The organism is Pseudomonas sp. BF-R-24 (assembly GCF_019947335.1).
Lineage (GTDB): Bacteria > Pseudomonadota > Gammaproteobacteria > Pseudomonadales > Pseudomonadaceae > Aquipseudomonas > Aquipseudomonas jessenii.
Genome location: NZ_JAGYGG010000008.1, coordinates 48217 through 61713, shown reverse-complemented (window position 1 = coordinate 61713; position 13497 = coordinate 48217). Strand labels below are relative to the sequence as shown.

Sequence of the window (13497 nt, the reverse complement as noted above, 5' to 3'; positions counted from 1 at the left end):
AAGTTTTACCCTCGCGACTGCTTCGCAGCCGAACGGGAGCGACACACAAACCTGTACATCCATACAGATAAAGATTGCTCCATCGTTCATCAAGCGCCATTCTGTGCATCTCTGGCACATTGATCGACGATGGTGGTTATGCGGCTGTACCTCTGTGAAAAACCTTCCCAGGCCAAAGACATTGCAGCAGTCCTCGGCGCCCGGCGCCGGGGCGATGGCTGTTGGCTGGGAACGGACGTCACGGTGACCTGGTGCATCGGCCACTTGCTGGAAACCGCACCGCCGGATGCCTACGACGCGCGCTACAAGCGCTGGGTGCTGGCCGACCTGCCGATCATTCCCGAAAAATGGAAAATGACCGTCAAGCCGCGCACCGCCAGCCAGTACAAGGCGGTCAAGCGCCTGCTCGGTGAAGCGTCCGAACTGATCATTGCCACGGACGCCGACCGCGAGGGCGAGATGATCGCCCGGGAACTGGTGGAGCATTGCCGCTATCGCGGGCCGATCCGCCGGCTCTGGTTGTCGGCGCTGGACGATGCGTCCATCCGCAAGGCCCTCGCGGCCCTCAAACCGGGGAACGAGACCTTCAGCCTCTATCATTCGGCCCTGGGGCGTTCCCGGGCCGACTGGCTGATCGGCATGAACATGAGTCGGCTGTTCACCCTGCTGGGGCGCCAGTCTGGCTATCAAGGCGTGTTGCCGGTCGGCCGGGTGCAAACGCCGACCTTGCGCCTGGTGGTGGATCGCGATCGCAGCATCGCCGACTTTGTGCCCGTCCCCTATTGGGCCATCGACGTGCAACTGCTGCACAACGGCACCGCGTTCACGGCGCAATGGCGCGCGGCATCCGAGCTTTGCGACGACCAGGACCGCTGTCTGAATCAGGCATTGGCGCAACAAGCTGCGGCCGCCATGAGCGGCGCGGCCAGTGCGCGGGTGATCAAACTGCGCACCGAACGGATGCGCGAAGTGGCCCCGCTGCCGTTCGACCTGGGTACCCTGCAGGAGGTCTGCTCAAAGAAACTCGGCCTCGGCGCCCAGGAAACCCTCGACATTGCCCAGGCGCTGTACGAGACCCACAAAGTCATTACCTATCCGCGTAGTGATTGCGGCTACTTGCCCCTGAGTCAGCACAGCGAGGCGCCGGCCATTCTGGCGGCGTTGCGCCAGGCCGATCCGGCGTTGAACGCCTTGCACGACCACCTTGATCCGCAACGGCGCTCACGGGCCTGGAACGATGCCAAGGTCAGTGCGCACCACGGCATCATCCCCACGGCTGCGGCGAAGAACCTCGAACGTCTGGCGGGCAAACAGCGTGCGGTCTACACCCTGATCCGCGCCCGATACCTGGCGCAGTTCCTGCCCAATCACGAGTACGACCGCACCCAGGCCGATTTCAACTGCGCCGGCGAGGCCTTGCGCGCTGTCGGCAAGCAGATCATCGAGCCGGGCTGGAAACGCGCCCTGCCCGAAGCACTGGCTCCGGCCAAGGGGCGCGAAGCCCCGGCACCGCAGACTCTGCCCAACCTGGCCGAAGGCATCGACTGCGCAGTGGCCGGCGTGCAATTCAAGGACCTCTGGACGCAACCGCCAAAGCCGTTTACGGAAGGCGACCTGATCAAGGCCATGAAGAATGTCGCCAAACTGGTGCAAGACCCGCTGCTCAAGCAAAAGCTCAAGGACACCACCGGCATCGGCACCGAAGCGACGCGTGCGTCGATCATTCAGGGCCTGCTCGACCGTGGTTATCTGGTCAAGAACGGCAAAGCCCTGGCCGCCACACCGGCCGCGTTCAGCCTGATCGACGCCGTACCCCGGGCCATCGCCGATCCGGGCACCACGGCGATCTGGGAGCAGGCGCTGGACATGGTGCAAAGCGGGGAAATGAGCCTGGAAGAGTTCGTCACCAAACAGGCGGCGTGGATGAGCAAGCAGGTCAGTCGCTGTGCCGGCCTGAGCCTGACCATCAGCGGTCCACCGCCCGGCGGGCGCGCCGCAACCCCATGGAAGAAAAAGCGCAAGAGCGCCCCGCGCAAACCATCGAGTGGCACCAGGCGCGGGGCAAAGCCGGCAAGCAAAACCTGAACCCGACACCGAACCTTGCGGCCAACCATAATGAAGGGTGTACCTGCCCCGGCGTAACTGGAGCCAACCCGTATGCCTTCGATAGAACTGCACGCCGCCCAACGCGATGAACTGGAAACCATCGAGAACCTGATGCAGTTCTACACTTACGACTTCAGCGAATGGTTACCGCTGAAACTCGGCGAATACGGTTTCTTCAACATCCTGCCCATGCCCGACTACTGGCGAAACCCGGCTACCCGACCCTTCCTGATCGAGGTCGACGGTGAATTGGCTGGCTTCGTGACCGTGGATAACCAGGTCCATCTACCCGGCGCCGACTACAACATCGGCTATCTGTTTGTCAGTCGACGCTTTCGTGGCCGGGGTGTCGCGCGATTTGTCGTTTCCACCCTCTTGAGTCGGTTCCCCGGTCAATGGCAGATTTTCCACATCGAGGCGAATCAGCCGGCGCGCCTGTTCTGGGCCGCCGTGATGCCGGGGCTCAACGTTGCCGGGCTCACCTTGCATCAGCAGGTGGTTGACCGCTATCCCTGCACTTTTTACCGCTTTGAGTGTCCGCCTTTGTCGTCCTGACCGACACACCTTCGACTCCGCCCGCTAATTCCCAACAGCTTTGTCCGACAATATGTAGTGACCAAAAATAATCACTACAAAACCGTTGACGCCTCCGATTTGCCCTTGCATGATGCAGACGTCTCCCCGATCGGGAGTACAGGCAACACGTTTGAGCAAGCTCGTCTGACCGCCGAGCTGTTTTTCCCGGATACACGCTGCCCACAAGGCAGATTGAAGAAGCTGACCTGGCCTGAACGTCCAGTACAAGGGCGAGAAGTCTTGGCGAGCAATCCTCATGAAGCTTGTGGCCGACCCTTAAAATGTCGGCAGTGGCCTTAAGGTTTTCGCCGCTTCTCTTCGTTGTGACGCTATTGCGTAGCAGTTATTCAACACGACTACATGCAACAGACGCAGGACCCCGCCCGATAAGGCGGTCGAACGCTGACGTCCTGGTTTCGGTGCCAGGGATCAACTAACCGATGGGCTACCTGTATTAGCGAATCAACTTTGAAAGATCACCAATTGGTCAAGGGGCTTTATGATGAATCTGAACAATCAACCAACTATCGATGAACTGGCTCGTATCTTCGCTGCAAAGAAAGACAGCCACGACAACCATATTCTCTGGATCAGCAAGTGTGGCCAGGTTCATATCGACTGCCTGTCGCCGCACGCCCATGAAGCAGAGTTCGACCAGAACAACCAGAACCTGCTCGCCCGACTGAAGATGTACCGTCGCGGCCAGGGCTATGTCGGCAAGAAGGCCGCGGCCGACAAGGACTTCATCGGTAATGTTCTGCAAACCCTGAAACAGGCCTGGGCCTCGATGCAGAACCAGAACGAAGTTCGGGTGATTGACCGGTTCTACTGATTAAGATGAGTCATTACTGACTTATTGATAAACAAGGCCTGCTCCCGATAAGGAGCAGGCTTTTTTATGTTGGAATAAAAATCAACTGTGGGAGCGGGCTTGCAGCGGTCACAAGTTCCGCCATCTCAGCGTTTGACGCCCAGATCGACCTGGGTCATGCGACTACGAATGGTGAACACGCCATCACCCGAGAGAATCGCACTGCGAGCAAACAGGCGCCCGCTCTCCCAGTTCGAAAGCCCCAGCTCCGGCTTGTTCAACGCGTACTGGCCATCGACCCAACGGGTGATGCCATTGCCGACAAAAGGCGCGTTGACCGCGTTGTAGAAACGCTCCTGAGCCTCGGCATTTTCACTGATCAATGACACGGTGAATTGCGGGCTGTAGCGATTGAACAAGGCAATGGCATCGTCCAGGTTGTCGACGATCTTCAGGCTGACTTCCGGGGTTTCTTCCCATTCCCATTCACGGCCCAATTGGTCTTCCGGCAACGGCTCGGCCTGCACCTCGCTTTGATAGCCTTCGGCACGGTATACCTGGACCGTTGCAGCCAGCCAGTCTTGCGGCAGGTGCGACTCGCTGCCTTCAACGATATGCAGCTTGCAGCCCTGGCCCCGTGCGGTGCCGGCCTGCTTGAGTGCGTCGAGGAACAGCGGCACCAGTTCAGCGGCGCGGTCGCGGTGAATCAGGCAGACGTTCAGGGTGTTGCAGACCTTGCGGTCCAGGGAGTTGCGCACCACGGCGGCAAAGCGCGGGGCGTCGGCATCGGCGTTGGCGATCAGCCAGGCGCCACCGGTGCCGTGCAGGCTGACCGCCGTACCGGCCTGCTGCGCGATGCTGCCCAACTGACTGACGGCGCGACCCGAACCACGGGCCACTGCCAATGACAGGCGTCGGTCAGCGAACATCGCCCAACCGGCGGCGTGGTTGACACTTTCCACCAGCGACACGGCACCGGCCGGCAAATCGGCGTCGCTCAGCGCAGGGTTCAGTGCATGGGTGACGATCGCCTGGGCGGTGCCCAACGCATCACTGCCGATGCGCAGCACGGCGGTGTTGCCGGTACGCAATACACCGGCCGCGTCGGCAAACACATTCGGCCGGCCTTCGAAGACGAACGCGACGATGCCCAGCGGCGAGACCACTTGCTCGACTTTCCAGCCATCGTGTTCGACGCAACTGATCACCTTGCCACGACTGGCCGGTGCATCGCGCCAGGCGCGCAGGCCGGCGATCATGTCGCGACGCATGCGCTCATCGGCCAGCAACCGGGTGGTCGAACGACCGCGCGCCTTGGCCCGCTCGATGTCGGCCAGGTTGGCGGCTTCGATCAAGGCCCAGCATTGCGCGGTTTCCAGGCGTTGGGCAAACAGGTCGAAGAAGGCGCTGATGGCTTGATCGGACACTGCCGACAGCGCGGTGAATGCCGCCTGGGCGCGCTCGATCGCGACGTTGGCCGCTTGCTGGTCCGCCACGGGAATCAGCAGCAACTCGCCGCTGACCTGCTCCACCAGCAGGTGGTCACCGGGCTGGAAGCGTTGCGCCAGTTCGGGGCTGACGACAGTGACACGATTACCGGCGAAAGGGATTGGCGTGCCAGCGACTAGACGTTCGAGCGCAAGAGACATGAAGCGGTTTCACCATGCAGGGGGCGGCCAGAAAATGTATAGCAATTTCCCTGTGGGAGCGAGCCTGCTCGCGAATAGCGTCAGGTCAGTCGCATTGATGCTGCCTGACCTCCGCTATCGCGAGCAGGCTCGCTCCCACAGGGGGTAAGCGATGGCCGTTTACGTATCTCAGTGTATACAGCCCCACCCCAGACACACCCCGCACTCAAAACCCCGCCACAACGACACACCGCAGATACACCCCATTGATGAAATACGCCTGTCGATTGGCCAAGCCGATCAAAGCGCTCAACTCTCGGGGGTATGCCGTTGCCCCGCCGCCCTGACCTGAAAGAGAACTACGCCCATGAACACTTCCGTTTCTTCGGCCGTCAAAGGCCTGCACCTGAACCTCGACCGTGCCGGCGACTGGGTTGCCCCCCTGGCGCTGCGGGTGTTTCTCGCCTGGGAATTCTTCGAGTCCGGCCTGGAAAAATTCAACGGCCAGAACTGGTTCGCCGATATCCAGGAGCGCTTCCCGTTTCCGTTCGACCACCTTCCAGCGACGCTGAACTGGGAACTGTCGATGTGGGCCGAACTGATCTTCGCCCTGACCTTGCTGGTGGGCCTGGGCACACGTTTTTCGGCGCTGAGCCTGATGGTGGTGACCCTCGTCGCAACCGCCGCCGTCCATTGGCCCGCCGACTGGCACACTCTCAGTGAACTCGCCCAAGGCTATGCCATCAGCAACAAGGGTTACGGCAACTTCAAGCTGCCTTTGATCTATCTTGTGGCCCTCACGCCGCTGTTGCTGTCGGGTGGCGGCAAGCTCGGTATCGATGCGCTGCTGGCGCGTTGCTTCTGGCGACGCTGAAACGACAGCTGCAACGCCGACAAACAAAAAGGGGACTTCCATGAAGTCCCCTGTTTTTTTTCCCCGGAACTAACCCATCACCTCTTCCAGCCCGGTCTGTTCCGCCAGCTTTGGATGCGCGCTGCGCTCATGCACATGGGATTGCGGCGTGCGGTCAATCAGCAGGCTCAGCAGTTCCGGGCGGCTGTAGTGTCCACGGGAATCCATCATGCGCTTGCGCTTGTCGATCAGGCCCATGTCGAGGTCGGCGATCACCTCGCCCTCACCTTCATGCAACGAACCCAGCACCGAGCCATCCGGGCTGATGATCGCGGTGTAGCAACCGCCGGAGATCGGACCGATGGCGCAACCGGTGTCGGCCATGATCTGCGCCTGTTGCTCGGGGTACAGCCACGCCGTGGAGTTGACCACAAAGCACGCGGCCTCCAGAGCATGCTGACGAATGCTGACTTCCATTTGCGAGGCGAACAGCGGACCTGCAAACGACCCCGGGTACATGGCCGCATGGATCTGTTCGCCATCGGCCATCAAGGCATAACGGGCCAGCGGGTTGAAATGCTCCCAGCAGGCCAGTTGCCCGATGCGCCCTACCGCGCTGTCGACGGCCCGCAGGCCGGAGCCGTCGCCCATGCCCCAGATCATGCGCTCGTGGTAGGTCGGGGAAATCTTGCGGCGACGCTGGATCAGCGAGCCGTCGGCATCGAACAGCAACTGCGTGTTGTACAACGTGCCGCCATCGCGCTCGTTGACGCCGATGGACACGACCATCCCCGCTTGCCTGGCCGCAGCGCCGATGGCATCGGTGGCGTGCGAAGGCACGGTGACCGCCTGGTTCAGCAGCTTGAGGTGTTCGGCGGCCATTTCGAATGGCGACTGCACGTAGGAAAAGTACGGGTAGTACGGCACCACGGTTTCCGGGAATACGGCGAATTGCACACCCTGCTCGCCGAGTTCGAGAATCTTCTGCACCACTTTGTCGACGGTGCCTTCTCGGCTGTAAAGAACAGGGCTGATTTGTACGGCGGCGGCTTTGACGAGGGTCATGGCGGTGATCTCATTGAGGGAAAGGTTTCAACGAGATAAATATTACGTAAATAACATTAAGACCTGAATGTCGTATACACCACCTTTCAGGACATCACGATTCAGCCCCGACTGGCACGCTGAATCACCTGCGGCGGCTGCCCGAACGCACGAATAAAAGCGCGGCGCATCCGCTCCCGGTCACCAAAGCCGGTGTCCGTCGCTACCGCATCGATAGAGTGCCGTCCGGTTTCCATCATCAACCGGGCCGACTCCACCCGCAGGTTTTCGATGGCCTTGGCCGGAGACTGGCCGGTTTCGGCATGAAACACCCGGCTGAATTGCCGAGGGCTGAGATTGGCCGCACTGGCCAGCTCCTCGACCGACAGCGCGGACTTGAGATTCTGCCTGGCGTAATTCAGCGCGGCCTGTATGCGATCGGTCTTGGGGGCCAGCTCCAGCATCACCGAAAACTGCGACTGCCCGCCGGAACGCCGGTGATACACCACCAATTGCCGCGCTACCTTGCGTGCAACGTCGACGCCCAGATCGCTCTCTACCAGGGCCAGCGCCAGATCGACGCATGCGCTCATGCCGGCAGCCGTCCAGACGTTGCCGTCGTTGATGAAGATCCGGTCTTCCTCGACCTTCACGTTCGGGTACGCCTTGCGAAAGGCCGACACATGCGCCCAGTGGGTGGTCGCCCGCCGACCATCAAGCAAACCGGCCTGGGCCAAGGCAATCGCCCCCGTGCAAATCGAGCCCAGACGCCGGGTGCCGTGGCTGGCGCGACGCAGAAACTCCAACATGCCCGGCGTGGTCGGGCGGATGAGGTTGTCGCCCAGGACCAGCAGCGTATCGAACGCGCGCTGGTCGAACGCTTCGGTCTGCACTGCAAAACCGGCGGACGTTTGCACCAGGCCACCCGGCTCGGACAGCAATGCAATGCGGTACAACGGCTCGTCGCCGGCGCTATTGGCCAACTCGAAGGCGGCACACATGGCCAGGCCCAGAACCTGGAAGCCGGGGTAAACAATGAGTCCGATCTGGTGCATGGCGATATGACCCTAAACGTGGCATGCCTGATTTTCAGGCCAGAAGACTTGTACTCTAACCCGAACAGCAGGCGCCGGGCATCAGGGCGGAGCACCTCGCGCGTTGGCCGATAGCGACGGATAATCAGGTGGTTTCCATCCCACCGAGGAATTGCAGGATGTCACTGACTCTTTATTTCCATCCGCTCTCGTCGTTCTGCCACAAAGCGCTGATCGCTCTCTATGAACTGGGAATCGAGTTTGAAAAAAGGGTCATAGACCTGGGTAACGAGGCTGACCGGGCCGAGCTTCAAGCGCTGTGGCCGATCGGCAAGTTTCCGGTGCTGCGCGATCACGCCCGGCAAAAGGATGTGCCGGAGTCGAGTGTGATCATTGAGTACCTGGACCGGCTTCATCCCGGCCAGGTGCATCTGGTTCCGGACGACTGGGAAACCGCGCTGGAGGTGCGTCTGTGGGATCGTTTTTTCGACCTGCACATCCAGGTGCCGATGCAGAAGATCGTCGCTGACAGAATCAATGCCGCAAACGGCGACCTGACCCGCGAACGCGCCGCGCTAATGACGGCGTACGGCATGCTTGAACGTCAGCTGGCGGCAAGAACCTGGGTCGCCAGCCCCACGTTCAGCATGGCCGACTGTGCTGCCGCCCCGGCACTGTTCTACGCCAGCACCCTCGTCCCCTTTCCCGGCGATCATCGCCACTTGAGTGCTTATTTCGACAGGTTGACCCAAAGGTCCTCGGTCAAGCAGGTCATCGACGAGGCAAGGCCGTATTTTTCCTGGTACCCGTTTGCCGAGGCCATCCCGGAGCGCTTTCGGTAGTGGCGCCAGCGCGACCGGGCAACGGGAGGCAAAAAACCAACGAGTCAACGAATAATAACCGTCGGTCGAGTGTTTTCTGATTATGCAGGAATAAAAAAATGGCAGGGGCGGCTGGATTCGAACCAACGCATGGCAGGATCAAAACCTGCTGCCTTACCGCTTGGCGACGCCCCTGTATCTGTTGCGTTGAGTGCCTGGCACTCGCTTTCTTGAGTGGCAACAAGACCTGTTGCCTGCTCTCGCGGCTGGTTCCCTGAGGGCCGCTGCAAGAGTGGGCGCAAATTTACCAACTTTTTCCTCGTCTGGGAAGCCCAAACAAAAAAAATTGTTCATTAAAACAGGCGCTTAGTGTTGAGCCGGATCTCGGGGATTTATCGGCGCACATTCAGCCCGAACAGCTCTGCTACGCTTTTCTTTACTCGAATTGAATCGGGAATCGTTTATGCAACACCCTTCCCTTGCCATTTGAGGGCGCCAAAAGTGAAAGGCAAATTAATGGGGGCCGCTGCAACCCTTCTGGTACTCGGGACCGCGGTTTATGGGTTGAACACCTGGGAGCACATCCAGAACCAGCGACAGGAAGCGGTCTGCAAGGCCGCCCGGGAGCACCTGAATGACCTGGAAACCCAAGCGCGAGCCTTGGCCTCCGGGTTGACGGTCGAAGCCTATGCCGAAGCCGAAAAAGCCGAGGCCGGCCAGTTGGTCCTGGCACTCGATACCGCCAGGAATGAAGCCGAGGTCGATGCCGTCATCGACAAGCACGCCGCTGCCATCGAGGCGCAGATAACGGCCGAGGAGGCTGAGGTCCAGTCCCGAGGCGAACAACCCTTCCTCGGTCAGGAACTGAAAAGGCAACGCATCCCGACCGACGTCAAACAGGAATTCAAACGAGCTGAAAAGGCCGTCGCCGATACCTGTAAATAGTGTCGACCGCCAGCTCCAGGTTTATCGTCAGCGTCTGGAATTCAGCAAAAGAGGTTTCGGCTGGAACAGGTGAGCGCGCCATTGCAGCGCACTCACCGGTCACTCAGTGCGGCGCGCGCGGGATGGTCTTGAGCAGGTCTTCGGGGCTGATGTGCCCCACCACGCTGCCCGGTTGCGGCAGGTTGAGGATGTGGCCTTTCATCTTGCCGATGATGTGCATCTCACAAGGCTTGCAGTCGAACTTCAACGTCAGCACTTCATCGCCGTGTATCAGCTGCATCGGTGCAACCTTGGTGCGCACGCCAGTCACGCCCTTGGCCTGTTTCGGGCACAGGTTGAAGGAGAAACGCAGGCAGTGCTTGGTGATCATCACCGGCACCTCGCCGGTTTCCTCGTGGGCCTCGTAGGCCGCGTCGATCAGCTTGACGCCGTGGCGGTGATAGAAGTCGCGGGCCTTCTGGTTGTAGACGTTGGCCAGGAAGGACAGGTGCGACTCCGGGTACACCGGCGGCGGCGTGGTCTCGGCCTTACGGCTGCCACGCGGGTGGGCGGCGATCCGCGCTTCGGTCAAGGCGTCGATCACTTCACGGCGCAGGGCCTTGAGCTGCGAGTTGGGGATGAAGTACGCCTGCGGCGCGTCCAGCTTGATGTCGATGGCGTGGTACTGCGTGGTACCCAGTTGGCCGAGCAGATCCTGCAATTGCTCCAGCGCCTGTTCCGGCTTGTTGGCGGCACCGAACGGGCCGGACAGGGTGACGCTGGCGCTGATGCCCTCTTCGCTGGTAGCGGTCAGTTCCAGTTGCTCTTCACGCAGGTAAGCGACCCAGTTCAGGGCAATTCGACGCTCGGCGGAGGTCTTTTGCAGCGCCTGTTGCCAGTTGTGATCAAGGTTGCGATTCAGCGGATGATTGGGGCGCAGCTTGTACATCCCCTCCGGCATCTCGTTGGGCTCGACGCGATAGCGATAACGCTTCTCGCCGTCCTCCTCGAATTCGCCTTTGGGTTCGGCGATGTTGGCGCGGAAACCCACCACTTCACGCTTGACCAGCACATTGAGGCCGTCGCCGTTGGACAGCGGTTCGTGCGTGACAACCTGCATGTCGCGCTTGGCGACTTTTTCGACCACACCCACCGGCAGACCGGTGAAGGTCGGCGAATCAAAGGCGCCAATGTCGATCTTGCGGTCAGTGACGAAGTAATCGGTGCTGCCACGGTGGAAGGTTTTTTCCGGGTCGGGCAGGAAGAAGTGCGCGGTGCGGCCGCTGGAGGCACGGGCCAGGTCCGGGCGGTCTTCGAGCACGGCGTCGAGGCGCTGACGGTAGTAGGCGGTGATGTTTTTCACATAGCCCATGTCCTTGTAGCGGCCTTCAATCTTGAACGAGCGCACGCCGGCCTCGACCAGGGCGCGGATGTTGGCGCTCTGGTTGTTGTCCTTCATCGACAGCAGGTGCTTTTCGTAGGCGATCACCCCACCTTTTTCGTCCTTGAGGGTGTACGGCAGACGGCAGGCCTGGGAGCAGTCGCCACGGTTGGCGCTGCGCCCGGTTTGCGCATGGGAAATGTTGCACTGGCCGGAAAACGCCACGCACAACGCACCATGGATAAAGAACTCGATGGCTGCGTCGGTTTCGTCGGCGATGGCGCGGATCTCCTGGAGATTCAGCTCACGGGCCAGCACCAGTTGCGAGAAACCGGCCTGATCGAGAAACTTCGCTCGCTCCAGGGTGCGGATGTCAGTCTGGGTACTGGCGTGCAGCTCGATCGGCGGAATGTCCAGCTCCATCACCCCCAGGTCCTGGACGATCAGCGCATCGACGCCGGCGTCGTACAACTGATGGATCAGCTTGCGGGCCGGTTCCAGTTCGTTGTCGTGCAGGATGGTATTGATGGTGGTGAACACCCGGGCGTGGTAGCGACGGGCGAACTCCACCAATTGGGCGATATCACTCACTTCGTTGCAGGCATTGTGGCGGGCGCCGAAGCTCGGGCCACCGATGTAGATGGCATCGGCGCCATGCAGGATGGCCTCGCGGGCGATGGCGACATCGCGGGCAGGGCTGAGCAATTCCAGGTGATGTTTGGGCAAAGACATAGTTTTTTTAGTCAGGCTTGTCACGGTCGAGGCGTGCATTGTAGCGGCGAAACGCCTGACCGGCACCCGTATGCTGCCAGGTGGTGCTTCGAGCAGGCCTGGCATGCCTCATCCCCTGTGGGAGCGGGCTTGCTCGCGAAAGCGCTGGGTCAGTCAACACTTGTGCCAGCTGACACGCCGTCTTCGCGAGCAAGCCCGCTCCCACAGGGTTTTGTGTATGTCTGACTGAGATCAGGCCTTGGCCGCCATCGCGGTCACTTCCACGCGCATGCCTTCAACCGCCAACGAGGCAACCCCGACAGCAGCACGCACCGGCCATGGTTTGGCGAAGTAGCGCTTGTAGACCTCGTTGAACGCGGCGCGGTCGGCCATGTCGGTGAGGTAGATGGTCAGGTGCATCACGCGGTCCATGGAACTGCCGGCTCGCTCCAGCGCGACCTTCAGCGCTTGCAGGGTGCATTCGCTTTGCAGGGTGATGTCGCCCAGTTCCAGGCTGCCGTCGGCGCGGGTGGGGATCTGGGTGGAGACCAGCACACCGCCGAAACCGACAACGTCGGAGGAAATCGAATCCGCATCAGGATCAGGGGTGAAGGTCAGGTCGTGGTTTGCCATGAGGACTCTCTTGCTTGAGGTGGTGAGGCAGGCGCCTTTTGCGCGGCCAGTTTACAGGGCCATTGGCGGCGCGTCGCTAATCCAGACCGGACGGCTGCTGGTGACCGGTGGCCTGCCGGTACTGGCGCGGGGTGAAACCGGTCAATGCCTTGAACTGCCGGGTGAACGCACTGTGGTCGGTATAGCCGCATTGCAGGGCGACCTCGGTGATCGGCATATCGGTGTGGAGCAGTCGATGCGCGTGTTCCAGGCGAACCTTCTGGATCATCTGCCGTGGCGTCAGGTGAAACACGCGCTTGCAGTAGCGTTCCAGTTGCGCCACGGAAATTCCGGCGATGCGCGTCAACTCGCCCAGGGTGACGCGCCGGTTGAAATGCGCGCGAATGTGTTCGTCCACTGCCGCCAGGCGCTGGTACGCCGGGTGCGTGTCACTGGCCGATTGCAGGTCGACCGAGATGCCCGCCAGACCGATGATTTCATTGCGGCGGTTATACAAGGGGCGCTTATGGGTCAGGCACCAGCCCGGCTCGCGGCTGCCGTACAGATGCAACTCCAGCTGGTCTTCCAGCACCAGCCCCTGCTCCAGCACCCGCCGGTCCTGCTCGGTGTAACCAGGCCCCAGTTGCTCCGGGAACACCTCGGCGCTGGTTTTACCCAATAGCGGCTGGAGCTGCTTCAAGCCACAGCGTTGCACCAGCGTGCGGTTGGCCATGACATAGCGCGCCTGGACATCCTTGATAAAGATCGCCGCATTCGGAATGACATCCAGCATGGGCAGCAAAAGCGCGACACCTGCCAGCAGTTGCTCGATGGATTCGGGGCGGTTCGAGTCGTCGCCCTGACAAAACAGCGCAAACGCATCCTGAGTCATCTACCCGTCTCTCCCAATGATCGGTATCTGCCCATTGTGCTGATTTCGTCATCGACACCCAAGGAAAACATCAATCGCGGGCACGCCGCCAAGTTCACTCTATG

Annotated in this window: 12 protein-coding genes and 1 tRNA gene; 6 read left to right on the top strand and 7 right to left on the bottom strand. The window is 60.8% G+C overall.

From position 1 onward, the window contains the following. Positions 1 to 138 precede the first annotated feature (138 nt). The 3 genes from KGA98_RS08910 to KGA98_RS08900 all read left to right on the top strand — a co-directional run bounded on the left by KGA98_RS08910 (position 139) and on the right by KGA98_RS08900 (position 3514). A complete protein-coding gene (locus tag KGA98_RS08910) occupies positions 139 to 2085 on the top strand; it encodes a DNA topoisomerase III (RefSeq protein ID WP_223502112.1) in 1947 nt (648 codons plus the stop codon). 72 nt (positions 2086 to 2157) lie between these two features. Then, positions 2158 to 2661 (top strand): GNAT family N-acetyltransferase, encoded by a 504-nt coding sequence (locus tag KGA98_RS08905; protein WP_223502111.1) that lies wholly within the window; start codon positions 2158 to 2160, stop codon positions 2659 to 2661. Between the two features lie 523 nt (positions 2662 to 3184). After that, entirely contained in the window at positions 3185 to 3514 is a 330-nt protein-coding gene (locus KGA98_RS08900; RefSeq protein WP_032829393.1) for a hypothetical protein, read from the top strand. Positions 3515 to 3639: 125 nt separating this feature from the next. Here KGA98_RS08900 and KGA98_RS08895 read toward each other — a convergent pair whose 3' ends face one another. Next, positions 3640 to 5142: an aldehyde dehydrogenase family protein gene (locus KGA98_RS08895; RefSeq protein WP_223502110.1), complete on the bottom strand. Its 1503-nt coding sequence runs from the start codon at positions 5140 to 5142 to the stop codon at positions 3640 to 3642. 346 nt (positions 5143 to 5488) lie between these two features. Between KGA98_RS08895 and KGA98_RS08890 the strand changes: the two genes are divergently transcribed. Next, positions 5489 to 5995 (top strand): DoxX family protein, encoded by a 507-nt coding sequence (locus tag KGA98_RS08890; RefSeq protein ID WP_218498280.1) that lies wholly within the window; start codon positions 5489 to 5491, stop codon positions 5993 to 5995. Positions 5996 to 6064: 69 nt separating this feature from the next. Here KGA98_RS08890 and KGA98_RS08885 read toward each other — a convergent pair whose 3' ends face one another. Together KGA98_RS08885 and KGA98_RS08880 are read right to left on the bottom strand one after the other, a co-directional pair. Beyond that, entirely contained in the window at positions 6065 to 7039 is a 975-nt protein-coding gene (locus KGA98_RS08885) for a carbon-nitrogen hydrolase family protein (RefSeq protein ID WP_223502109.1), read from the bottom strand. A 101-nt stretch (positions 7040 to 7140) separates the two neighbouring features. Further along, positions 7141 to 8073: a GlxA family transcriptional regulator gene (locus KGA98_RS08880; protein ID WP_223502108.1), complete on the bottom strand. Its 933-nt coding sequence runs from the start codon at positions 8071 to 8073 to the stop codon at positions 7141 to 7143. 158 nt (positions 8074 to 8231) lie between these two features. On the opposite strand from KGA98_RS08880, the gene KGA98_RS08875 reads away from it, so the two are divergent. Beyond that, positions 8232 to 8894 carry a glutathione S-transferase family protein gene (locus KGA98_RS08875; protein ID WP_223502107.1) on the top strand — a complete coding sequence of 221 codons (663 nt, stop codon included), beginning with the start codon at positions 8232 to 8234 and terminating at the stop codon, positions 8892 to 8894. Positions 8895 to 8993: 99 nt separating this feature from the next. Here KGA98_RS08875 and KGA98_RS08870 read toward each other — a convergent pair. Further along, positions 8994 to 9068 (bottom strand) — tRNA-Gln (locus KGA98_RS08870). Positions 9069 to 9389: 321 nt separating this feature from the next. On the opposite strand from KGA98_RS08870, the gene KGA98_RS08865 reads away from it, so the two are divergent. After that, entirely contained in the window at positions 9390 to 9818 is a 429-nt protein-coding gene (locus KGA98_RS08865; protein WP_057715243.1) for a hypothetical protein, read from the top strand. Between the two features lie 103 nt (positions 9819 to 9921). Here the strand turns inward: KGA98_RS08865 and KGA98_RS08860 are convergent, their stop codons facing one another. From KGA98_RS08860 to KGA98_RS08850, 3 genes are all read right to left on the bottom strand, one after another. Then, entirely contained in the window at positions 9922 to 11910 is a 1989-nt protein-coding gene (locus KGA98_RS08860) for a peptidase U32 family protein (RefSeq protein ID WP_223502106.1), read from the bottom strand. A gap of 231 nt (positions 11911 to 12141) precedes the next feature. Then, positions 12142 to 12522, bottom strand: coding sequence for a RidA family protein (locus tag KGA98_RS08855; protein ID WP_008021538.1), 381 nt, complete (start codon positions 12520 to 12522; stop codon positions 12142 to 12144). Positions 12523 to 12598: 76 nt separating this feature from the next. Next, entirely contained in the window at positions 12599 to 13393 is a 795-nt protein-coding gene (locus KGA98_RS08850; protein WP_223502105.1) for an AraC family transcriptional regulator, read from the bottom strand. Between the last annotated feature and the right edge of the window lie 104 nt (positions 13394 to 13497).

Excerpts from the sequence above, each read along its gene's own strand:
- KGA98_RS08855 (WP_008021538.1), bottom strand. The coding sequence starts at position 12,522 with ATGGCAAACCACGACCTGACCTTCACCCCTGATCCTGATGCGGATTCG.
- KGA98_RS08895 (WP_223502110.1), bottom strand. The coding sequence starts at position 5,142 with ATGTCTCTTGCGCTCGAACGTCTAGTCGCTGGCACGCCAATCCCTTTC.
- KGA98_RS08890 (WP_218498280.1), top strand. The coding sequence starts at position 5,489 with ATGAACACTTCCGTTTCTTCGGCCGTCAAAGGCCTGCACCTGAACCTC.
- KGA98_RS08850 (WP_223502105.1), bottom strand. The coding sequence starts at position 13,393 with ATGACTCAGGATGCGTTTGCGCTGTTTTGTCAGGGCGACGACTCGAAC.
- KGA98_RS08865 (WP_057715243.1), top strand. The coding sequence starts at position 9,390 with ATGGGGGCCGCTGCAACCCTTCTGGTACTCGGGACCGCGGTTTATGGG.
- KGA98_RS08900 (WP_032829393.1), top strand. The coding sequence starts at position 3,185 with ATGAATCTGAACAATCAACCAACTATCGATGAACTGGCTCGTATCTTC.
- KGA98_RS08885 (WP_223502109.1), bottom strand. The coding sequence starts at position 7,039 with ATGACCCTCGTCAAAGCCGCCGCCGTACAAATCAGCCCTGTTCTTTAC.
- KGA98_RS08910 (WP_223502112.1), top strand. The coding sequence starts at position 139 with ATGCGGCTGTACCTCTGTGAAAAACCTTCCCAGGCCAAAGACATTGCA.
- KGA98_RS08875 (WP_223502107.1), top strand. The coding sequence starts at position 8,232 with ATGTCACTGACTCTTTATTTCCATCCGCTCTCGTCGTTCTGCCACAAA.
- KGA98_RS08905 (WP_223502111.1), top strand. The coding sequence starts at position 2,158 with ATGCCTTCGATAGAACTGCACGCCGCCCAACGCGATGAACTGGAAACC.
- KGA98_RS08880 (WP_223502108.1), bottom strand. The coding sequence starts at position 8,073 with ATGCACCAGATCGGACTCATTGTTTACCCCGGCTTCCAGGTTCTGGGC.
- KGA98_RS08860 (WP_223502106.1), bottom strand. The coding sequence starts at position 11,910 with ATGTCTTTGCCCAAACATCACCTGGAATTGCTCAGCCCTGCCCGCGAT.